The sequence below is a fragment of the Leptospira kemamanensis genome (assembly GCF_004769665.1).
GTDB lineage: Bacteria > Spirochaetota > Leptospiria > Leptospirales > Leptospiraceae > Leptospira_A > Leptospira_A kemamanensis.
Genome location: NZ_RQGG01000046.1, coordinates 35683 through 56377, shown reverse-complemented (window position 1 = coordinate 56377; position 20695 = coordinate 35683). Strand labels below are relative to the sequence as shown.

General features: G+C 39.7%; 21 protein-coding genes. 9 read left to right on the top strand and 12 right to left on the bottom strand.

Going from position 1 to position 20695, the window contains the following annotated elements; translation table 11 throughout:
- The first annotated feature begins 30 nt into the window (after positions 1 to 30).
- The 3 genes from EHQ59_RS16065 (at position 31) to EHQ59_RS16055 (ending at position 2867) form a co-directional block, all read left to right on the top strand.
- A complete protein-coding gene (locus EHQ59_RS16065) occupies positions 31 to 1332 on the top strand; it encodes a malic enzyme-like NAD(P)-binding protein (protein WP_135620787.1) in 1302 nt (433 codons plus the stop codon).
- A gap of 143 nt (positions 1333 to 1475) precedes the next feature.
- Entirely contained in the window at positions 1476 to 1847 is a 372-nt protein-coding gene (locus EHQ59_RS16060; protein WP_015677288.1) for a phasin-related domain-containing protein, read from the top strand.
- 174 nt (positions 1848 to 2021) lie between these two features.
- A complete protein-coding gene (locus EHQ59_RS16055) occupies positions 2022 to 2867 on the top strand; it encodes an LBF_0142 family lipoprotein (protein ID WP_135620785.1) in 846 nt (281 codons plus the stop codon).
- A 243-nt stretch (positions 2868 to 3110) separates the two neighbouring features.
- Here the strand turns inward: EHQ59_RS16055 and EHQ59_RS16050 are convergent, their stop codons facing one another.
- From EHQ59_RS16050 to EHQ59_RS16010, 9 genes are all read right to left on the bottom strand, one after another.
- Positions 3111 to 3707 (bottom strand): energy transducer TonB, encoded by a 597-nt coding sequence (locus EHQ59_RS16050; protein ID WP_135620783.1) that lies wholly within the window; start codon positions 3705 to 3707, stop codon positions 3111 to 3113.
- 1 nt (position 3708) lies between these two features.
- Positions 3709 to 4131: an ExbD/TolR family protein gene (locus EHQ59_RS16045; RefSeq protein ID WP_015677138.1), complete on the bottom strand. Its 423-nt coding sequence runs from the start codon at positions 4129 to 4131 to the stop codon at positions 3709 to 3711.
- 1 nt (position 4132) lies between these two features.
- Positions 4133 to 4552, bottom strand: coding sequence for an ExbD/TolR family protein (locus tag EHQ59_RS16040; protein WP_015676438.1), 420 nt, complete (start codon positions 4550 to 4552; stop codon positions 4133 to 4135).
- Between the two features lie 21 nt (positions 4553 to 4573).
- Entirely contained in the window at positions 4574 to 5413 is an 840-nt protein-coding gene (locus EHQ59_RS16035) for a MotA/TolQ/ExbB proton channel family protein (protein WP_135620782.1), read from the bottom strand.
- Positions 5414 to 5499: 86 nt separating this feature from the next.
- Positions 5500 to 6276, bottom strand: a complete 777-nt coding sequence (locus tag EHQ59_RS16030; RefSeq protein WP_135620780.1) for a cobalamin-binding protein — start codon at positions 6274 to 6276, stop codon at positions 5500 to 5502.
- Between the two features lie 69 nt (positions 6277 to 6345).
- Positions 6346 to 7041 (bottom strand): potassium channel family protein, encoded by a 696-nt coding sequence (locus tag EHQ59_RS16025; RefSeq protein ID WP_135620778.1) that lies wholly within the window; start codon positions 7039 to 7041, stop codon positions 6346 to 6348.
- Positions 7042 to 7046: 5 nt separating this feature from the next.
- Entirely contained in the window at positions 7047 to 8864 is a 1818-nt protein-coding gene (locus tag EHQ59_RS16020) for a TrkH family potassium uptake protein (protein WP_135620776.1), read from the bottom strand.
- Entirely contained in the window at positions 8861 to 9562 is a 702-nt protein-coding gene (locus EHQ59_RS16015) for a hypothetical protein (protein ID WP_135620774.1), read from the bottom strand. The genes EHQ59_RS16020 and EHQ59_RS16015 overlap by 4 nt, the downstream gene beginning before the upstream one ends.
- A 30-nt stretch (positions 9563 to 9592) precedes the next feature.
- Positions 9593 to 10903, bottom strand: a complete 1311-nt coding sequence (locus EHQ59_RS16010; RefSeq protein WP_135620772.1) for an amidohydrolase family protein — start codon at positions 10901 to 10903, stop codon at positions 9593 to 9595.
- A gap of 41 nt (positions 10904 to 10944) precedes the next feature.
- On the opposite strand from EHQ59_RS16010, the gene EHQ59_RS16005 reads away from it, so the two are divergent.
- The 4 genes from EHQ59_RS16005 (at position 10945) to EHQ59_RS15990 (ending at position 14706) form a co-directional block, all read left to right on the top strand.
- Positions 10945 to 12276, top strand: coding sequence for an MATE family efflux transporter (locus EHQ59_RS16005; protein ID WP_244245581.1), 1332 nt, complete (start codon positions 10945 to 10947; stop codon positions 12274 to 12276).
- A gap of 15 nt (positions 12277 to 12291) precedes the next feature.
- Positions 12292 to 14043, top strand: coding sequence for a patatin-like phospholipase family protein (locus EHQ59_RS16000; protein ID WP_135620768.1), 1752 nt, complete (start codon positions 12292 to 12294; stop codon positions 14041 to 14043).
- A 63-nt stretch (positions 14044 to 14106) separates the two neighbouring features.
- On the top strand, positions 14107 to 14388 hold the full coding sequence (locus tag EHQ59_RS15995) for a type II toxin-antitoxin system RelE/ParE family toxin (protein ID WP_135620766.1): 282 nt from the start codon (positions 14107 to 14109) through the stop codon (positions 14386 to 14388).
- Positions 14389 to 14400: 12 nt separating this feature from the next.
- Complete coding sequence (locus EHQ59_RS15990) at positions 14401 to 14706, top strand: HigA family addiction module antitoxin (RefSeq protein ID WP_135620765.1); 306 nt, start codon at positions 14401 to 14403, stop codon at positions 14704 to 14706.
- Between the two features lie 108 nt (positions 14707 to 14814).
- On the opposite strand, the gene EHQ59_RS15985 is transcribed toward EHQ59_RS15990, so the two are convergent.
- The 3 genes from EHQ59_RS15985 to EHQ59_RS15975 are packed head-to-tail and all read right to left on the bottom strand — an operon-like array spanning position 14815 to position 17437.
- Entirely contained in the window at positions 14815 to 15819 is a 1005-nt protein-coding gene (locus tag EHQ59_RS15985) for an SPFH domain-containing protein (protein ID WP_135620763.1), read from the bottom strand.
- A gap of 15 nt (positions 15820 to 15834) precedes the next feature.
- Complete coding sequence (locus EHQ59_RS15980) at positions 15835 to 16365, bottom strand: LIMLP_15305 family protein (protein WP_135620761.1); 531 nt, start codon at positions 16363 to 16365, stop codon at positions 15835 to 15837.
- Between the two features lies 1 nt (position 16366).
- The gene (locus EHQ59_RS15975; protein ID WP_135620759.1) at positions 16367 to 17437 is read right to left on the bottom strand and encodes a zinc ribbon domain-containing protein; all 1071 of its coding nucleotides are present in this window, start codon (positions 17435 to 17437) and stop codon (positions 16367 to 16369) included.
- A 76-nt stretch (positions 17438 to 17513) separates the two neighbouring features.
- Between EHQ59_RS15975 and EHQ59_RS15970 the strand changes: the two genes are divergently transcribed.
- Positions 17514 to 19349: a DUF1553 domain-containing protein gene (locus EHQ59_RS15970; protein WP_135620757.1), complete on the top strand. Its 1836-nt coding sequence runs from the start codon at positions 17514 to 17516 to the stop codon at positions 19347 to 19349.
- 9 nt (positions 19350 to 19358) lie between these two features.
- Positions 19359 to 20654 (top strand): DUF1501 domain-containing protein, encoded by a 1296-nt coding sequence (locus tag EHQ59_RS15965; RefSeq protein WP_135620755.1) that lies wholly within the window; start codon positions 19359 to 19361, stop codon positions 20652 to 20654.
- Positions 20655 to 20695: the final 41 nt, after the last annotated feature.

Below are 20695 nucleotides of genomic sequence, written 5' to 3'. Positions count from 1 at the left end.
ATTGAATCAGAAATCATGGGAAAATAGACCATGAAAAATCACGCGCTTGAGTATCACTCTAGGTTTCCGAAAGGAAAAACCAAAGTAGTTCCGACTAAACCAACGGAGAACAGTTATGACTTGTCACTAGCATACTCACCTGGCGTCGCATACCCTTGCCTTGAAATTGAAAAACAACCTGATCTCGTTTACGAATATACAAATCGTGGAAATTTAGTGGGGATCATCACCAACGGAACTGCCATTTTAGGTCTTGGCAACATTGGAGCTTCCGCTGGGAAACCAGTGATGGAAGGAAAAGCAGTTTTATTTAAAAAATTTGCAGGCATCGATGTATTTGATATCGAAATCAACGAAACCGATCCTGAAAAATTCATTACGATTGTAAAAGCCCTCGAACCAACGTTTGGTGGAATCAATTTGGAAGACATCCGTGCTCCGGAATGTTTTCACATAGAAAAAACTTTAGATGAGAGTATGAAAATTCCTGTATTCCATGATGACCAACATGGAACAGCAATCATCTCGACAGCTGCACTACTCAATTCACTGGTTCTCACTGGGAAAAAAGCAGAAAACTTAAAAGTTGTCATCAATGGAGCAGGGGCTGCGGCCATCTCCATCGCAGAAATGTTGACTCATATTGGAGTGAAACACGAGTCCATTTATATGTTGGATTCTCGTGGTGTCATCAATCACAAACGCACTAATTTACATGAATCCAAACTTCCTTTTGTTCGTAACACGGAAGCTGAGACATTAGAAGATATTTTTCCTGGAACCGATCTATTCATTGGGGTTTCTGTAGCAAACGTTGTGACCGAAGCAATGGTGAAATCTATGGCGGAAAAACCCATCATGTTTGCTCTTGCCAATCCAGATCCGGAGATTCCTTATCCAGATGCCAAACGAGCAAGACCAGACCTCATCATGGCAACAGGCCGCAGTGATTATCCAAACCAAGTGAATAATGTCCTTGGATTTCCCTTTATCTTCCGTGGGGCACTCGATGTCCGTGCGAAAGTGGTAAACATGGAAATGAAACTAGCTGCAGCATATGCACTCAGTGAACTCACAAAAATCCCTGTTCCTGTGGAAGTTTGCCAAGCTTACAACCAATTGGAAATTCGATTTGGAGAAGATTATATCATTCCAAAACCGTTAGACGAACGCGTGTTATATCATGTGGCACCTGCTGTGGCGGAAGCCGCTGTGAGAACTGGTGTGAACCAAGTGGAATACCCTGGACGCGAAGCCTACGTGAAGTTTTTGGAATCGATTATGGCACAACAAAAAGAGCCGATCAGCGCTTTAGAAATCGAAACCGATTGAACCAGGGATTGTTTTCCCTGTCGTAGATCCAAAAAAAAATTAAAAAAACCAATCCACCCTAGAAAAAGTACTTGTATAATTTTGTGCAACGCACATAACTGTATTGTGCATTGCACAAATAGGTGAAAACCAGGAGCTAAATTATGGAAAAACAAATCATGGACATTCTTAACGCTGGAATCGGTCTCTTTCAATCTGGAAAAGAAGGTTTAGAAAAAGCAAAAACACAATTGGAATCTACTTACAATGAGTTAGTTTCTAAAGGTGCTTTGGACAATACTGAGGAATCAGTAAAAATCCGCCAATCTGTGGACAAAATCCTAACAGACATTAAAGAATTCTCTAGTGTTGCTGGAAAAAACTACGACGAAACTCGTTCTAAAATCGTAGAAAACTACAACAAAATTGCTGAAGAAATCAAAGCAAAAATGCCTGAAGGAAAAATTGAATCCGTAAAAGCGAAAATCAATGAAGTAGCGGAATCAATCAAAAAAACAGGTGCTGCAAAAGCATAATTATCTTTTATCAAGAGAAGGTCGGATCTCCGGCCTTTTCTCTTCTTTCTTTTTCCTCATCTCTTCTAATCTCTATTTCAACTCAATTTGTTTGGCTTAACTCCACTCCACTCCACTCCACTTCTTCTTCTTTCCCTATTGACAGTCCTTGGATTTGGTTTCAGTTTGGAAGTCATGGTTCGTTTTTTATCTTTCATCATTCCTGTATTTTTATTTCTTTTTTCCTGTTCCATTGCTGACTTACGTCCGCCGAGTTTGTCATCCAATCGTTTGGATCCAGAGCTCAAGAAAAAAGGATTAACGTTTGTTACAAATCCCACCATCAAAGAGTTAACACCGGGTGACTGGAAGGACTACAAACAAGTTCAATTTGTTGTGAAAGATGTTTGGCATTCCAAGTTTGTTAGATTTTTTACACCCATCAAAGAATCCGAACAAAGGATGCGTGTGTATTTGGATTTTGAAACCAATTCCATGCAGGTTGAATTTTTAGGTGGGGAAAAAAAGGGCCTCATCTATGGATTGGACAAAAAGGAAACCTATTACATCGCCGCTGACACGGGTAAGGTGTTTATGGGTGATGATGAAGTCCGAATTTATTTGGAATCACTTCGTTTGTACTTAACACTTCCTTGGCGATTAAAAGAATTTCCCATCATCCAATATGCAGGACCTTCTAAAAAATTGGATCAAAACTACGAGGTTGTTTACTTCACCTCAGTGCAGTTAAATGCCAATCCAGATACCGATCAATATGTTGGTTATTTTGAAAAAACAAGTGGTGCCTTGGAATGGATGGAGTTTACCTATCGTGAATTATTTAGTTTTTACAAAGGGGTTTTGAAGTACGGATTTTATGAACCTTGGAATGAGAAACAATACCCAAGAAGGATTACCATTTTAGACAAATTTGAAGATCCAGACTTTGTACATGAAATCCGAATCGAAAAAATTGAAATTCCAGAAAAACCTATGGAAGAAGTAGATAAAGTTTTGGAATTACCGGAACCAGCACAGTAACTTTGGCATTTCCTTGGTATTGAAAAATTATACTATTTAATATTTTTTAATTCTTTGGCCATCAGACTTCTTTGCGAAAGGGATCGTAGCGGAAATCCTGCATTCCTTGCAGATTGAAGCGGAGAGCCCGGTCCACCACTGCTTCAGTGGTGGATTCGCCCCCAAACAAGCATTAGAGAATTGGATTGGGACGAATGTAGGCGTAAAAAAAGCCACTACTCAATGTTAGCAGTGGCTTTCCTTTTAGTTCAGTGTAAACCGAATCGGAACCAATACTTTAACAGTAATTGGTTTTCCTTCTAAGATGGAAGGAGAAAAACGTTTTCTTCGGTAAACTTTAATGGCTTCTTCTTCGAGTCCACCACCTAACTGCTTACCAACGGACCTAACACGTAGTACTTCTCCTGTATTGGAGATCACCACTTCCAATGTCATGGTTCCCGTCACACCAAGAGCTTTTGCATCGGAGGTGTATTCAGGTCGAACATTGGGCGAAAGGTCAACAGGAGAGGTAGCTCCTGAGACAATTGGATCAGAGGCTCCAGCGATACGTGGGTCTTCTTTTTTTTCTTCTTTTTCTTTGTCGGTTAGATCAAAGTCACCATCAGTTGGTTTGGAATCTGTGGTTGGTTCTTGGATTTGGACGTTGTCAATGAAGGCAACTTCTTCCACAAGATCATCCAAACTATCTGTTTCCAAATGAGGTGTGAACCAAAAAAGAATGATTAACGCCTGTATAACGGCGGAAATGGCAAGACCCGTTTCGATACGATAACGATCAATGAATCTATGGATTCTTTCACGTTTGGATCTTTTTTGTGTAACAACTGTTTCGCTCACGTTACTTACCTTTTAATCCGCCACCTTGGGTGGTCTTGGTAACAAGAGAAACCTTTAAGGCACCAATCTCTCGGAGAGTTTCAAAAACATTGTCTAATTCTTCATATGTCAAATCTTGATCTGCATGGATCAAAACTTTGAGATCAGGTGTTGTGGAAATTTTGGCTCTGATTTCACTCATCGCTTCGTTTAATTCCATCTTCACTGAATTGAAATAAACAGTTCTTTTTTCATCTGCCGTTAGATAGAGATTGGCGATCTTTTTGTTTAACTGCTCTCCACCAGGTACATCTGGTAAATTAATCGGAAGGTCAGGATCGGAATCTAGTACGGAGGTTACCATAAAGAACACGAGAAGTAAGAAGGCAATGTCTGCCATCGAACTTACGGGAACTGAAGGTGCGACTCTCTTTCTTCGTAACATATTATTTCTTCTTTCTCACTGAGATTTTTTCAAATCCGCGAAGTTGTACTGCTGATAAAGCATCCAACATCTTTGCATATTTGGTATCACCGGTTGTAACAATGAGTGCGAGTTTGTTTTTGAGGTCAGGGATTTCCATTTGGTTTAGGTCATCACGAAACTCTTTTAAACTCACATATTCTTTGGTTCCAAATGCCGGATTACGCATCTTGTATCTGTCTTGTGTGACCAAGATTTCATATACATTCTTTCGTAAAAATGGCTGAGGTTCGGACTGTTTGCGAGGAAGGGAGATATTGAGTCCTTCCTTTACAAAGAATACAGCTGTTACCATAAAAAATACCAAGAGTAGAAAGGCAATGTCCGACATGGATGCTGCCGAAATTTCCTCTAATTCTTGTTTTTTCTTTAACTTAATCATGGTTAGTTTACTTACCGAGCGTTACGCTTTTTTTCCGGCTTTGAGTTTTAAGTATTCTTTGTAGATTTTGTTTGCCGCTTCTTCTACTTCAGAAGTAAAGAAAGCAACTCGACCTTGTAAGTATTGGTAAAATGTCATCGCAGGAATCGCAACGATAAGACCAGCAGCAGTTGTAATTAGGGCTTCTTTGATACCGCCAGCAACTACTTTTGCGTTCACTTGGTCAGCGTTTGCAATCGCATCAAAAGCGTTGATCATACCAGATACGGTTCCAAGGAATCCAACAAGTGGTGCAATGGTTGATACTGCAGAAAGAACTGTCAGACCTTTTTCGAGTAGTGTCATCACTTCCCCTGCTTCTCTTTCGATACCAGCAGCAAAAATTTCTGGATCGTTTTGAGAAACTTCCATACCATTTTTTAATACATCAGTGATTCGTTGTCCTTCGTTTGCTTTTAAGAATTCATCTACACCATTCATACCAGAAGCATCAATCGCATCTTGTAAGTCTTGGTTGTAACCTTTTCTTACCAGTTTTGCTGTGAAGAAAAAGTAAAGTCTCTCGAGGATGACTCCGAATCCAACGATGGAAGAAAGAAGGAGTGGCCACATTGACCATCCACCAGTCACAAATAATTTAACGAGTCCGATTTCCGATTCTTGCGTTGCGGCTTCCTGTGGAGCTTCTGCTGCAGGAGCAGGAGTTTCCGTCGGTGCTTCTGTTATTTGCGTAGTATCTGTGCTAGGTGCTGTTGGATTCGCTTGCGCTTCGATTTTTCCAACAATTGTAAAAATTGTGATGAGTGCGATCACAACAGACAAAGTAATGTTTTTCTTTGTCAGGTTACATGAAACGTTCATGAATGTCTCCATATCTCATTGATATGTTTCAAATCTAGAATATCTCTGTTACATTTAGATGACAGCTGGATGACAAAGAAGGTAATTCAAGGCGAAAAAAAGAGTTCTCGGAGTTTCGGAATCCCCTCCAAAAACAAAGCAGGACCTGGTTGTAATATAATGCTTGGGTCCATCTCATAAATGCGATTGTTTTGGATAAAACCAGTGGATTGCCATTCGGGTTTATTTCGCACCCAGTCCCAATCCATTGCCTTTCCACACCAAGAACCAACGTAGATGTCGGGGTTTGCCTCTTTGACATCATTTGCTTGGATGATGCGTTCCTTGGCCATTTTCCGATCTTTGAGATGGGAAAACGAATCAATCCCACCTGCAAGTTCGATGGCTTCGCTTACCCATTGGATCCCTGTGATGAGGGGTTCATCCCATTCCTGGAAAAACACTTTGGGTTTATTGGGAATGGATTCGTTTTCCTTTTCCCAGGTTTGGATTTGTTTCTGCCAGCCATCCGTGATGGATTTGGCTTTTTCCGATTGTCCCACCAGGTTTCCGATGATTTGCATATTGGATATGATTTCCGAAATGGATCGTTGGTTGAAGATAAGAACGTTTAATCCTCGTTCTATGAGGTCTTTGGCAAGTTGGCCTTGGATGTCCGAAAACCCAATGACTAGGTCTGGATCCAAGGATAGAATTTTTTTGAGATTGCCACTGATAAAGGCTGAGACTTTTGTTTTTTCTTCTTTGGCTCTCGTCGGCCTTTCTGTATAAACAGAGATGCCTACGATCCGTTTTTCTTCGCCTAGGAGATAAATCATCTCCGTTGGTTCTTCGGTTAAACATATGATTCTTTCTGGGCCCATGGTCTTACTTTTTTGGTTGGTTTGGTTATTGATTTTGTTAATGATCCATCAACTAGTCTATCAGTCAGTCTATGTTTCCAAGAATTTAGATAAATCCACTTGGGATCCAAATAAAACAACGATATCATCTTCTCGTAACACTGTGTTGCCTTGTGGGATTCCTAAAATTTTTTCGGATTTAATATCGGAGGCTCTTTTCGCATCTTTGTTTACCGACGGCCTTTTGATGGTAATGATATTGATGTTGTACTTGTGACGAAGGTCTGCTTCTGCTATCGTTAAATTGATATAACGTTTGGGAACAGAAACTTCCACGACACTATATTCATCCGATAATAAAAAACTAGAACGCATACCAACAAATGATAAAGTTTCGGCCATACTTTTAGCGGCTTTTTCTTCCGGATTGAATAAGTCCTGGATGCCGAGTAACTCTAATACTTTTTTTTGGAGTTCAGTTTGGTATCTTGCAAAGATATTTTTGACACCCGATTTTTTTAGGCTGTCAGCACAAATGATAGATGTTTCAAAATCATCGGCGAGTGCAATGACAGCATAGTCAACATCACCGATGCCTTGTGAACGTAATGCGTGTTCGTCGGTTGCATCCAATGCCACTGCAACAGTGACGTAATCTTTGATGGAATCAATCACTGTTATGTCTTTGTCAATGGCAATTACTTCGTGCCCATCCTCAAAAAGATAACGAACAAACAGTTTACCAAAACTTCCAATCCCAATCACTGCTATTTTTTTTCTTTGCATAAGATTTAACCTACTACCACATATTCTTTCGGGTATTCATAAGCACTCGGATTCACTTTTTTAGAAAGGGCAATGAGTAATGTCAAAATTCCTACTCTTCCCACAAACATAACGACACAAATTAAAATTTTTCCAAAATCACTGAGGTGAGGAGTGAGTCCTCTTGATAAACCAGTGGTGCTATAAGCAGAAACAACTTCAAAACATAGATCAATGAAGTTTGCGTTTTCTGTAATCAATAAACAAAAAATGGATATAAAGATTACAAATAAAGATAAAACAATAGTGGCACTTGCTCTGGAAATAGTTGAATCGGCAATGGTGCGGTGGTCAATCTCCATTCTTTCTTTCCCACGGATTTGGTTAACAATATTCAATAGTGAGATGGCAAAGGTTGTTGTTTTGATCCCTCCACCTGTGGAGACAGGTGATCCTCCGACCCACATTAAAAAAAATGTAACAAATGTCATGGGGTGACCCATAAGACCCAAATCAAAAGTATGAAGTCCACCAGATCGAGTAGTGACTGAATAAAATAAAGAATGAAATACCTTTCCAACCAAAGAAAAATCTTTTAAACTCGTATTCCATTCCAACACCAAACTAGAAATCCATCCAAAGACGAGTAATAAAGCGGACATACGAAACACTAGTTTTGATGTCAAAGACCAACGAAAACGATGATCGAATGGATGGAACAATTTGGTTCTGATTTGATAGATCACTGGAAATCCTAAACTTCCCAGTACAATCAAACACATGATGGTAGATAAAAATCCTTCCGAGTCACGAAAGGCTTCTGTTGCCAAACCATTTGGCATCAAACTAAAACCCGCATTACAAAAAGCGGAAATGGAATGGAAGATCGAATAATAAACTTGTTCTGGAAAGGGAATGGGAAAGTCCGAAGGAAAAGAATAAAAGAGGATGATGGCACCAACTAGTTCAATTGTTAATGTTTGTAAGGTGATCTGTTTTAAAATTTCTTTGGCACGACCCATCGTCTCTTCAGAAAGTAAGTCTTTGATCATCAATGTATCACTGACGGATCCTTTTCCCGTGAGGAAAATAGAAAAAAAACTGGTTAAGGTCATAAGACCGAGTCCACCGACTTGGATGAGAAGTAAAATCACAAGTTGCCCTGTTAAAGTGAACTGACTGCTAATGTCAATAGTAGACAATCCTGTCACACAGGTGGCACTGATGGTTGTAAAAACTATATCAATGGTATTGACGGATCCAAAACTAGATTTCGGAAAATGTAAAAAACAAACACCAAGGGATATGATAAAGGCAAAGGAACCAACAAATACAAAGGATGGATTGAGTTTTTTGGAATCTCGTTTTTTCGATAAACGAAAAAAATGTGCCAAATTCGAAAACAAAAACAAGATTTGGTTCGCGGATAAAAAGATGAGTGTGGTGTCTTCCCCAGAGATATGATACGACTTTAAAACTTCTATGATATTTTTTTCATAGATAATTTCTAATCCTAACATACCTAGGATGATGAGTTCGATTAAATGTAATCTAAGATATTCTTTCCATTTTTTATTGGTAAATACCAAATGTAAGGTTTCATATGCGATAAAAAAACCAACTAATGTTCGGATAGAAATCGTAACATAAGGTTTCCAATCATCCGGATAATAAAATCCAAAATCTAAAATGAGAATCGCTACCGATAAAAAGCCAAACAGGATATACAACGTTCGACCGATTGGTCGCAAGTGTTCCATATAAAATTTGCGGATTTCTATTCGTTTGATTTCTGTGGAAGCTAAAATGTGAAGTAAATAAACGAAAATCCGTTTGAGTTTCAAGGTTTAACGTCTGCTAACTGCTTTTTCTTTTCGCGATATTCTTCGAGTCTTTGTCTATCTACATACACATTGGCGCCAGAGAGGCCTAGAGAACCTGTGATCAGAATCCCACTCGCAACGGCTGATTTTTGTAAGGCAACAGGCAATAAAGCGACACCACCTGAAGATGCGATCAATGCAAACGGTAATGTTAAAAAGAAAATGATATAACCTCTGCGAAACATGGTTTCTTCATAAACCGCATCTTCATCAAATTCTTCTTTTTGTTTTTTTTTGAGTTCTTGTTTGGTTCTGCTCTTTTGGAGTTGGTTTTGTAAGGCTTGTTCGTTCACTTCCCCAGTGAGAGGGTTAATCAAAGAATTTTGTGAATTGGTCAAACTATAAGGATTGTTTGCATTTTGCCCAGAGGTTGTGGAAGGCGAAGCGGATCGAGAATTTGTGAGAGCGCCAGCACCCGGAATGGAGTCGATGCCACTGTATTGAGTTTTTACATTTTTAGGAGTCGCAAGGACAGGGGTTTCAAACCTAGGAGGTTGAGTCACATCCTGCAAAACATTGGATTCAGGATCGGAACTTGGAATATTTCTCAGATCATAATTATTTGTGTCATAAAACCCTTCTTTGGTTTGGCCCACAAGTGGTCCCATCGCCAAAGAAAAGATGATCATCATCACAAAAATTTGGGAAAATACCCGCATACATTCCAGTTTACCGAATCCACACCAGGGTCAATCCAATTCACGTCCCGAAAGTTTGGTCGATCGGTAGTCCAATGAGACAGAACGTATGGATTCTAAGTCTTTGTCAGAAACACCTGCTGTGTGAGCATGTTGGTATTCTTCTGCCATCGTGGTGCCAAAAAGACCCGGATCATCCGATCCAATGGTAAGCTTCAAATCGTTTTGTAGAAAACGGGTGATGGGATGATCGATATAGGATTCCAACATTCCTATGTACAAATTGGAAGAAGGACAACATTCAATGACAACATTGGTTTTGGCTATTTTGGCCATTGCATAGTTTTGAAAGGTATGTAAGTATTGGGACTGTGTTTCATTAAAAGGAATGGTTAGGGTTTCCGAATCTAGTTTTGTTTTGAGGTCTTTTCGTTTTGTTTCCAACTCTTCTATGGCATAAAACGGACCATAGGTGGTGATTTCATCGTAATACATCAATTCGTGTTCAATTTGGTCCTTTGCTTCTGAAACTAGTTCCGTTCTTTCTTCGCCCAAAAAATAATCGGAATCAACACCAAGTGCAAGTGCATGTCCAAGGCGATGGGCGCCATTCTCGGCCGATTCCAAAACCCAACGAACGGCAGAAAAAGGAGTTTTATCACGAAAACTTTCTCCCACATGGTAAAGAATCGACAATGCAGTGTTAGGTTCTGCTTTGTTATCTTTCCCAACGGACTCAAAAAATGATTTTTTGTCTTTCGGAGGAAACCCTTCTTCGATATGACAAAAATCGATTCCCACAAGGCCTTCGCGGACCATGGATTCTTTTTCCATCCAGTTTTTCATCCAATCATAATGGCGTTCAAAATTTAGGTCACGGTGTAGGGACATGACCAATTTTCCTTGGATCCGTTTTCCTGCTTTTTTGGCGGACTCTTCTCCTTTTTTGAGTCCTTCCAAAGATGCCATGAGTTTGGAATAAAAACTTTCTTTTGGTTCTTCTTTTCCAAACATCAATCGGTATTCTGCATAGGTTATGTCTTCTAAACTATTGGCAAACACAACATCATGGGATACTTCTGTAATTTCTAGTTCATCAAACTTTACTAAGGCGATGATGAGGTTGAACTTGGATTGGAAATGCAAAAAGGGAGCTTTTTCTTTGAAATGATATAACTTTGAAAACTCTTTGAGATCAGAATAATCTTCAAAGAAAGTAGAAGGACGGATTTTGATTCCGTAAGCTTTCTCATAGGAATCTAAATAGAGATGCCATCTTGGATTCGGATTTTTTTTTCCAATTCGAAACAAAGTTTCAGGGGGTAAACATCCATAAAGGTGGTTGTGTAGATCGATATACATATAAAAATGACAAAACTATGCTTCACAAAATTAGACGCATCTTGAAGCCAACTCGACTGAATCAGAAAATTCTTGGTTTAGCAATCCCAGTTTTTTTTGGAATGATCAGTTATACTGCCATTATGGTAGCGGATACTGCTATGGTTGGCAAGTTAGGGGAAGTGCCACTTGCCGCAGTGGGATTTGGAGGGATGGTATATTTCTCCATCTTTGCATTCCTTATGGGTGGTTCTATGGCTGTCCAAATCATCGTAGCACGACGATTTGGTGAAAAAAATGAAAGAGGGGTAGGTATCACCCTCGTCAATTCGATATATTTATCCTTCGTACTAGGTTCCTTATTATCCTATTTCGGATACATCTACGCACCTAATTTGATGGCTTGGATCGGTGATGATCCAGAGGTGATTGAAGTAGCGGGTGTTTATTTATCCTATCGATTTGTGGGAACAGTTTTGTTTTTTGTTGGGTTCGCCTTACGCGGATTCTTCGACGGAATTGGGATTGTCCAAGTGGGTATGATTTCGTCGATGTTAGCGGCTGCAACGAATATCTTTTTCAACTGGTTACTGATTTTTGGAAATTGGGGATTTCCTGCGATGGGTGTGAAAGGGGCAGCCATTGCTTCGAGTTTGAGTTCTGTGCCAGCACTCCTCGTTGTATTATTTTATTTCCTTCGAAAGGATGTAATAAAGTTCTTTCGTTATGAAATTTTTTCCCCTAGTTGGGAAATCATCAAAGAACTCTGTATGGTAGGTTTTGCTCCTGCAGTGGAAGGAACCCTCGTTAACTTTGCATTTTCTGGTTTTTATAAAATCGCAGGTATGATTAGTACTACAACTCTTGCATCAGCGAGTGTTGTGCTAACATGTCTTAGTTTGTCATTTATGCCTGGATTTTCATTTGGAATTGCAGCCACAACGATTCTTGGTCAAGCCATGGGCCAAGGCAAAATCCGATTAGCTTACGAAGGAACCATGCGTTCTGCAACTTTCTCTGCGATTGTGATGGGAAGTATGGGTCTCTTTTTTATTCTTGGAGGGCCATGGCTTATCAGTTTGTTTACTGATGTTCCTAGTGTGATGAAGGAAGCATACCCCGCTCTTTGCATTGTGGCTCTCATCCAAGTGGGTGATGCCTACCATATGGTGGTGGGATCGGCTCTTCGTAGTGCGGGTATGATGTATTATGTGATGTATGTATATCTTGTTGTTTCTTTTCTCATCATGTTACCACTGGCGTATTTGTTCGGGATAGTACTAAAATGGGGAACCATTGGGATCTGGTCCGCGTTTTTTATTTGGATTTTATCGATGGCAGTGCTTTTTGTCGGAAAATTTCGTAGAAAGGAGTGGGTAAGTATACGAATTTAATAAGGTGAGGGAAGAATGAAACGAACAGAATTAGAACGTCAAGCAATACAGAAATTTTTAAAGTCTGTGGAGCTTTTCAAAAAACTTCCCCCATCTGTTTTAACAAGGCTTGCCAACAATGTCCAAGAGAAACTCATCCGTAGTCACGAGGCACTTTATTACAAGGGTGAGTCTTCTGAGTCCATCTACATTGTACGTTATGGAGAAATCCTTTTAGAAAATGTAGGTGGTCAGTCCCATGTTTATGTGGGATCAGGGCAAGTCCTTGCCGAAAACTCACTCATCTCAAGTTCCAATCATTCCACTTCTGCCATTGCCGTCATTGACTCACTTGTGTATGTGTTAAATGGAAAGTTGTTTTTACAATTGGCATCCCAAGAAAAAATCTTTGCCCAAAACATCATCCAAATGATGGGAACAAGAATGCGGGAAAATTTAGACCGCGCCAATCACAAAGAGAAAGTTACCGGTTTACGAAGGTTATGCGTTCATGTTCCTTTGGAGCCAGAATACCATTTCGGTGAAAAGGTAAAATCGTTTTTAGATGAATATGGAGAAGTGACAAAAAAACTTTCTTCGGCCATTCCCATTTCCACTTTTAAAGGAATGGACCCCACACAAATTTCTGAATATCTTACTAATATTCGAAATAAAACTCCATTACTCCATATCTATTTTGATGAATCTACTTCCAGAGTCGACTTACACTACTTAGTGGTTCAATCAGACTTTTTAGTATTTTGGGAAGATGATCCCGAAAAGTTTTACAAAGAGAAAGAAGAAATCATACAGTTTTGGAAAAGCAGAATTCGAAATTTTGAAGGTCGTGCGATCCGAATGATGGAGAGTGGGGTAAGGAAAAGTTACCTTCCCCAAGACCAAAGTCTCAAAACATTCTATCAAAAAGATACTCTCGCCCGTTATTTAGTATCAAAGACCAGAGGTCTTTCGTTAGGTGGTGGTGGAGCAAGGGCTCTTGCTCATGTGGGACTTCTTAAAGTATTACACCGGGAAGGAATCCATTTTGATTTTGTATCGGGTGCTTCTATGGGAGCTGTGATCGCGGCTTTGTATGCGAGAAAAAATAGTCCCGAGGAAATTGAAGAGATGGTAAAAAACTTCTTTGGTGGTTTGGAAAGTGCATTTGATCCTACACTTCCCGTGGTTGCTTTTTTTAAGGGCAAACGGATGAAACGGATGTTAAAAAAAGGATTTGGAGACCAAAGGATTGAAGAACTTCCACTTCCATTTGCAACTTCTGCTGTTGATTTACAAACAGGAAAGGAACATATCTTTGACCAAGGACCCATCACAGAAGCACTCACAAGTGCGATGAGTTTACCAGGTGCATTTCCTCCTTATAGGCTCGGCGAAAAGCTGTTAGTCGATGGGGGAATGATCAATAATGTTCCTGAGAATCTCATTCGTTCCAAAGGTGCGGATGTGGTGATGGGAATCAACGTCTCCCCCTTACAAGAAATTGTGCCAGTGAAACTATTTGAAGACCGTAATACCACAGAAAAAGGTTTTTTCCGTTATATTTGGGACACTCTCAAATACCCACCGATTTTGCAAATCATGACACGCACCATCACCCTGGAAGGTAGAGAGATCACTCGTCTCAAACGCCCGAAGATGGATTTATTTGTGCATTTTCATTTGGAAGAGTTTCAATTATTTGATTTTGCTCGTTACCAAGAGATCATTGATAAAGGCGAGAGAGAAGCAGAAGCCAATTTGGCTGAGATCAAACAATTGTTTTCGTAAACTCTTCAGTTTTATTCAATAATAACGATTGACAACAGTATCTTATTGCGTTAGTATTGGGCAATGATTCTCAGTTTTGCTGACAAACGAACTGAAAGAGTATGGAAAGGTGAGTTTTCTAGAGATTTACCAAAAGAGGTTCAGTTCCAAGGTAGAAAAAAGCTTAGAATGATTAACAATGCTCAAAACATTGAAGACCTAAAAGTTCCACCAGGGAATCGATTAGAATTATTGAAGGGTGATAGAGATGGTCTATATAGCATCAGAATCAATAATCAATGGCGAATTTGTTTTAGCTGGAATGGTCATAATGCCTCATTGTTAGAAATAGTTGATTATCATTAATAAGGAGATTACATGAAACGCTTACCCAATATACATCCTGGTCAAATTCTTTCAGAAGAGTTTCTAATTCCTTTAAAGATCACAGCTTATCGACTTTCCAAAGAAACAGGAATTCCACAGACAAGAATTAGTCAGATTCTTTTGCACAAAAGATCTATTTCAGCTGATACAGCGATTCGATTATCTAAATTTTTCGGGACAACTCCTCAGTTTTGGCTTGGTTTACAGAACGATTACGATCTTGAAGAAGAAATGTTAAAGAAACAAAAAGAATTTAATGGAATCCAAAATTACAAAGATTTAGCAAAAGCATCTTAATTGTGATTCATATTGATGAAATACTTTTTTGATTCCAATCCCACCTAACTGAACGATTGCGAACAGTTCAATAGGATTGGAAACTCTAATAGTAAAAATTTTTTAGTTTTATAAAGAAGAAAGGATCTCCTTTTTCTTTGCCTCAAATTCTTCGGCATTGATCAGGCCTTGGTCGAGGAGTCCTTTCAGTTTGGCAATCCTTGCTGCAGGATCGTTTGCAGCAGGAGCTTGGCCACCACCTTGGTTTTGTCCTCCGCCTTGGTTCATCATATTGCCCATCATTTGACCCATATTCATCCCCATTCCCATGCCCATACCAGCTCCCATCGCACCACCACCTTGGCCTTCGTTTTCTGCCGCAGCTTGTCCAATATCGAACATCTTTTTCTGTTGGTACTTATCTCCCAACATATCGATTTCAAATTTGTCTGTGATGATTTTTTGAATTCTTTGGTAGTTCGGATCGTTTTGGTCAAAGTTCACCGAAGATACGTTAAATTCAGTGAGATCAATTCCATACTTTTCAAATTCAGGAGCTAATTTTACTCGACCAGCAGTAGAGCTTTCATCCCTATATTTGTTAATTTCTACCACAGAAGTATTATTATTGAGAATGACTTCTGAGATAAAATCGCCAATTCCACGTACGATGTTTGGTTTTAAAAATTCATCAATGGCTTCATTTGTAGTACGATTTCCGCCTTTGACTACATTCAGTAAAAACGACCGAGAGTCTTTGATCCTGAATTTGTAATCACCAAACGCTCGTATATTGAGAACTATTTTATATTTTGGATCTTCGAGTGGAATTGGGGTTGTGGTTCCCCATTTCAAAGCCATAATGGATTTGTTTACAAAATATACTTCTGCTGTGAACGGAGTTTTCCCGCCAAAAGGAAGATTTACAAGAGCTTCTAAAATCGGAATATTTCCTGTTTTTAGAGTGTGGGTTCCAGGTCCGAATGTATCTAAAGCCTTTCCTTCCTTGAAAAAAATCGCTTCTAGGTTTTCATCCACTACCAATTGTCCTGCAGTACTAATCTCATCGGATGGGTATTTCCAAACGATTTCACTTGGGTTTCCTTCAAACTTAATTCTGTCTATTAGTGCCATTTTGTTTTCCTTTGTTTATGATTTTAAAAAAATTGAGTTTCTTGCTTCGAACTGTGTTTCGAAATCGAGTAACAGTTTGTTTACCGATTCAATAGCCGCTTCTGGGTTGGAAGCAAAGGCAGTAGGTAAGGTTTCTAAAATTTCTTTTTGTAAGCTTTCTACTTTTTCCAACATAGAAAAGTCGTGGTTGAGAACCTTTTCAATTTCAGCAGAAGTTGCCTTTACTCCAGTGCCAAGCCCATTCAGACCATACCCAGCAGACGTCACTTTCATGATGATCCGATCGAGTAAGGTTATGGCAGAATTTGTTTTTCCGATATTTTGGATTTGGGCCTTCTGGACAAAACCTTCTTCGAGTTTACGAAAACTTTCTTTGAATGTGGTTAGAATCCCACCCAGTTCCTTACGAATGAGTAAATCGGTTTTCTCAAACTCTTGATTGGCAAGGGCTTCTTCAAATAATTTTGTTTCTTTTAAAAATTTTCGAACGGGGTCTTGTTCATTCTTAAACCGTTCTAATGTAGTTTTTAACCAAGTTTGGTCCATTTTATTCCTCTGCTCCATTTCCATCTAACATTTGTATGCTGTCACAAGTGATATAATTGAAAATGACACTTTTTTCTGATTGGTATAGTGCTTTTGGTAAAACGGATTTCCATTTCGCCATATCAAATTCACAATCATGTTTTTCCCCTTTGGTTTTCCCACTGGACTCAGTGAAGTGCACCAAATACTTTTCTTCCTTTTTGCCAAGTCGTTCACAACCAATGGCAGTGCTAACACACTCACGGATTTGTGGGGTTGGCCAATATGGTTCTTGTGTGGTTCCAAAACCTTTGGCAACGGCATTCCGATCAAAGGCCCATTTATCAATGCGGTAACTGCAATGGTCATCATACACAGGTTCTTTTCTGTATTTTGTGGTACAACTTTCGCTTTCTGAAAAAGTTCCATCTCCACGATCCGAACGAACGGTGCGACAATCTTGGCCATCAGGAATGCTATCGTAACTGCGGATTTGACGGCTTCTGGAAACACTATACGCTCCCATTGGCATGGAATCGCACCAATCGGATTCGGAAACAGGTTTGAATTGATCAATCGCAATGGTGCGTGACCATTCGTGGTGAGTGACTTGGAGTTCTACTTTTTCTGTCCATAAGACACCCAAACAAACAAATCCAATCCCACCAAATAGAATGGATCCAAGCATCCAAAGCACCCATTTCGGAGTTTTAGGATGCGGTTTTACAAATTCGGAATTTTGGAAGGCAAGGTCTTCTTTTGCCTTTTGGACAGAGTCTTCCGTGACTCCATCGTGTTCGGAGCGAAGTTTTACTGACTGGGCACCATCAAGTGATCCACCACAGTTTCCACAGAAAGTTGCCTTTGCCCCATTGGCTGTTTGGCAAAAGGGACAGGTTTTATCGGCACCATAATAGATATGGTCTTGGACGGCCACTTTGTCTTCGTCTTTTGGAAAATACCTTCTGTTGGGGTCTTGTGTGGCTCCACAATTAGGACAGTGCCTATGTGTTTTCCCGAGTAATTTTTTAGAACCACAGAATTCGCAGTCCCAAAGCATTTCATAGATTTTTTCTTCTGCCATCGCAACCAAGGTTTATCCGGAAAAAATTGACTTTTGCAAGAAAAATATTTTCAATTCACGAAATCCAACATAGAATCTTTGCCATATGAGAAAGGTTTCCTCTCCAATACGTAGAAGTTTGTATTTCCTACTTTCAATTCTGATCTTGTTTGGATCACTCAGTTATGTATTCTCCCGTTCAAAACAGAATGCAGTTCATCCATTAGATAGTTTGTATTTCAAGTTATCACCTAATTCCGTTAAGGCGGATAGAAAAACTTCCTTTCGCCGGTTGTCTTTGCATTTACGAGGAACAATTCCCAATGTCAATGAATGGAAGGAATTAGAAAATTCGAATGATGAGAATTTGGAATCCTTTGCCGTCAGTTTTTTAAAACAACCGGAATTTGCCGAATATTGGGGAAACAAATTCGGAGCGATGTTACGAGACAAATCAAAAGGAAGAAAAATTCCCACAGGAACTTTTTTCCAATACCTCGCAAACTCCCTTCACCAAAACAAACCTTATGACCAATTGGTAACAGAGATGTTAACCTCTACAGGCTCAGTGAAGGAATCCCCACAAACTTTATTTTACATTCGCGATGGAGCCGATCCATTACAAACTGCAGAATATGTAGGAAGGTTATTTTATGCAAAACGTGTAGCGTGTGCTAGGTGCCATGACCATCCTTATATTTCTGATTTTACCAGAAGAGATTATTATGCTCTCGCTGCTTTTTTTAGCCAACAATACTTTCGAGATGGGAGTTGGGAACCAAACCGATATGGTAAATCACTCAGTTATGTTCCGAGAGAATTAGAAGTTCATTTGCCAATGGAAGAACAAAAAAATCTCCAAGACAAAAATAATGAGTGGAACCGTGAATTTTGGAACAAGTGGACCGACGAACAAAGAAAAGACTACCAAAAGAAACACGAATTGGAATTTGCCACCTTATATTATGAACCAAAACTCGGACTTCGTTTTCCTCATACGGATGATGCGCCTGGTGGAGATTTAGTTCGTCCCAAGTTTTTGGATGGCAAAGAAGCCAAACTGAAACCAGGTGAAGATCGTAAGAAAGTTTTTGCCTCTTGGCTCACCGACAAATCAAATGACAGGTTTCGCAAAGTCATGATCAATCGCGTTTGGACGGAACTTATGGGTTGGAGTTTTTTCACTCCACTGGATGATTGGAACGAAGATACAGTTGTCCAAGGAGAAGAGATTCTAAACCATCTGGATTCTTATTTTTTAGCAAACAAACTGAAACTGAAAGATTTGATTTTGTACATTGTAACATCCGATGCTTACAAACGTTCGGTGGCAAGAGAATCTGGAAAAGAAGATCCCATCCAATTTTTTCCTCCTCAAAGATTGGATAGTGACCAACTTTTGAATTCTCTCATCCGGGTGTCTGACTTACAAAAGATTGGCAATATCCGGGAACGAAACCTTTCCTTTTTTACAAACCTCATGGGACAAAAACCATATGATTTGACAGGGACGGGAAAGGTTCGGATCCCATTCGACAATGCGAAAGAATTTACTAGCGCCGTCGAAGTGGAAAGGCCAGCTCCTTACCATACTTTACTTGCGGTGTTTGGATCTGGACAACGTGTGGATATATCGGATGATATCTCTGAATTAACCATTGAACAAATGTTAACTCTTATGAATGGTCGAGTTGTTGGAAAATTGGTTTGGGATTTTGGAAGTAACCAATCTTTGGTTAAGGCAGAATTTGATTTGTCAAAATCTATGAACCAAGTGATTCAAAATTTATACTTTCGACTGCTCGGTCGTTTTCCTTCTAAAGGGGAATTTGAAAAAATCAAATCCTACCAAACAAAACCTGACACAGTGTTTGATAAGGACCTTTTGCAAGATATCTTTTGGGCTCTCCTGAATAGTCAGGAATTCCAACACGTGAATTAAGGAATCAAAATGGATCGTAAAGAATTTTTAAAAAAATCAATGTTAAGTCTTGGAATGGGATCTTTTGTTTTCTCCCAAAATCCATTTGTTTCCCTTCGAGCAGACGATGAGGAAAAGGAAAAAGAATCCATTTCCCTCCCTTCCAAAGTAAAAACTGTGATCTTCATTGAGATGATGGGTGGGATGAGCCATGTGGACACACTCGATCCAAAACCCAATAGTGCCTTTTCCAAAGTGAATTCCAGCATTTCCGGGTTATCGGTTTTGGAACCATTTTCGCTTACCGCCAAACAACTGCATTCGATTGGAATCATTCGTTCTACTTGGAGTGAAGAAGGAGACCATGGTTTTGCACATACGTTACTGAGTACCGGATACCGGATGACAGAGGCGATGGGTTTTCCTGACATCCCTCATTTTGGATCTGTGATCGCCTATGCCAAAAAAGCCAATGTCAAATCTTCGTATTTTCCAAGTTATGTGTCCATTGGTGGGCGTGGTGGTAAAAATGGAAACTCAGGATTTTTAGGAATCAATTATTCTGGGTATCATGTAGGCAATGTAGATGAACCCATCCAACATTTAAATCCATCCCATGGTAAGTTTTCGGAAGAACGTATCCTAAGAAGAAAGGATTTGGTTTCCTTTATGAACGAAGAATTTTCCAAATCCTTCCCAACCAAGGAAGCGAATCATTGGAAAAAAATGTTAACCGCAGCAGAAGAGTTTCGGAACTCCAAAGACATCGATAGTTTTCGCATCAGTTTGGAAGATGAAAAAACAAAAGCTCGTTACGGTACCACTTGGCAAGGGAAAGCGATGTTACTTGCCAGACGTCTTGCCAAACAAGAGGTTCCTTTCATCCATATTTCCATTGGAGGTTGGGACACTCACACAGGCAACAAAGCGCAAATCACAAAAATCATGAAAGAAACGGATATGGGAATTGCTGCACTTCTTGAAGACTTAAACCAAACTGGTCTCATCAAACAAACGTTATTTGTATTAACGAGTGAATTTGGAAGGACACCGGATGTTGGTTCGCGTGATGGACGTGACCACCATCCCAAAGTTTGGTCCACTCTCATTGGTGGAGGACCTATGGAAAAAGGATTTGTTTGGGGAGAAACCGATGAACTTGGTGCCAAGGCAACAAAACCAAACGAAGCCGTCCATGTTCGAGATCTTGTCGCTACGATTTACAAAGCGGCAGGAGTAGACCCTGATGGTGAACTCACCAATTCCTTCGGCAGACCTTTTTTACTCACCACGAAAAAAGCAAAACCCATCGAAGGTTTGTTGTAAACATTCTCAACGACTTAAAAATGCATATGATTGGATCATTT

What these genes read in the sequence shown, in the direction of transcription:
- EHQ59_RS15965 (WP_135620755.1), top strand. Translation starts at nt 19,359, where the DNA reads ATGGATCGTAAAGAATTTTTAAAAAAATCAATGTTAAGTCTTGGAATG.
- EHQ59_RS16065 (WP_135620787.1), top strand. Translation starts at nt 31, where the DNA reads ATGAAAAATCACGCGCTTGAGTATCACTCTAGGTTTCCGAAAGGAAAA.
- EHQ59_RS15980 (WP_135620761.1), bottom strand. Translation starts at nt 16,365, where the DNA reads ATGGACCAAACTTGGTTAAAAACTACATTAGAACGGTTTAAGAATGAA.
- EHQ59_RS16040 (WP_015676438.1), bottom strand. Translation starts at nt 4,552, where the DNA reads ATGATTAAGTTAAAGAAAAAACAAGAATTAGAGGAAATTTCGGCAGCA.
- EHQ59_RS15970 (WP_135620757.1), top strand. Translation starts at nt 17,514, where the DNA reads ATGAGAAAGGTTTCCTCTCCAATACGTAGAAGTTTGTATTTCCTACTT.
- EHQ59_RS15985 (WP_135620763.1), bottom strand. Translation starts at nt 15,819, where the DNA reads ATGGCACTAATAGACAGAATTAAGTTTGAAGGAAACCCAAGTGAAATC.
- EHQ59_RS16060 (WP_015677288.1), top strand. Translation starts at nt 1,476, where the DNA reads ATGGAAAAACAAATCATGGACATTCTTAACGCTGGAATCGGTCTCTTT.
- EHQ59_RS16045 (WP_015677138.1), bottom strand. Translation starts at nt 4,131, where the DNA reads ATGTTACGAAGAAAGAGAGTCGCACCTTCAGTTCCCGTAAGTTCGATG.
- EHQ59_RS16010 (WP_135620772.1), bottom strand. Translation starts at nt 10,903, where the DNA reads ATGTATATCGATCTACACAACCACCTTTATGGATGTTTACCCCCTGAA.
- EHQ59_RS16000 (WP_135620768.1), top strand. Translation starts at nt 12,292, where the DNA reads ATGAAACGAACAGAATTAGAACGTCAAGCAATACAGAAATTTTTAAAG.
- EHQ59_RS16025 (WP_135620778.1), bottom strand. Translation starts at nt 7,041, where the DNA reads ATGCAAAGAAAAAAAATAGCAGTGATTGGGATTGGAAGTTTTGGTAAA.
- EHQ59_RS15990 (WP_135620765.1), top strand. Translation starts at nt 14,401, where the DNA reads ATGAAACGCTTACCCAATATACATCCTGGTCAAATTCTTTCAGAAGAG.
- EHQ59_RS16030 (WP_135620780.1), bottom strand. Translation starts at nt 6,276, where the DNA reads ATGGGCCCAGAAAGAATCATATGTTTAACCGAAGAACCAACGGAGATG.
- EHQ59_RS16035 (WP_135620782.1), bottom strand. Translation starts at nt 5,413, where the DNA reads ATGAACGTTTCATGTAACCTGACAAAGAAAAACATTACTTTGTCTGTT.
- EHQ59_RS16015 (WP_135620774.1), bottom strand. Translation starts at nt 9,562, where the DNA reads ATGCGGGTATTTTCCCAAATTTTTGTGATGATGATCATCTTTTCTTTG.
- EHQ59_RS16055 (WP_135620785.1), top strand. Translation starts at nt 2,022, where the DNA reads ATGGTTCGTTTTTTATCTTTCATCATTCCTGTATTTTTATTTCTTTTT.
- EHQ59_RS15995 (WP_135620766.1), top strand. Translation starts at nt 14,107, where the DNA reads ATGATTCTCAGTTTTGCTGACAAACGAACTGAAAGAGTATGGAAAGGT.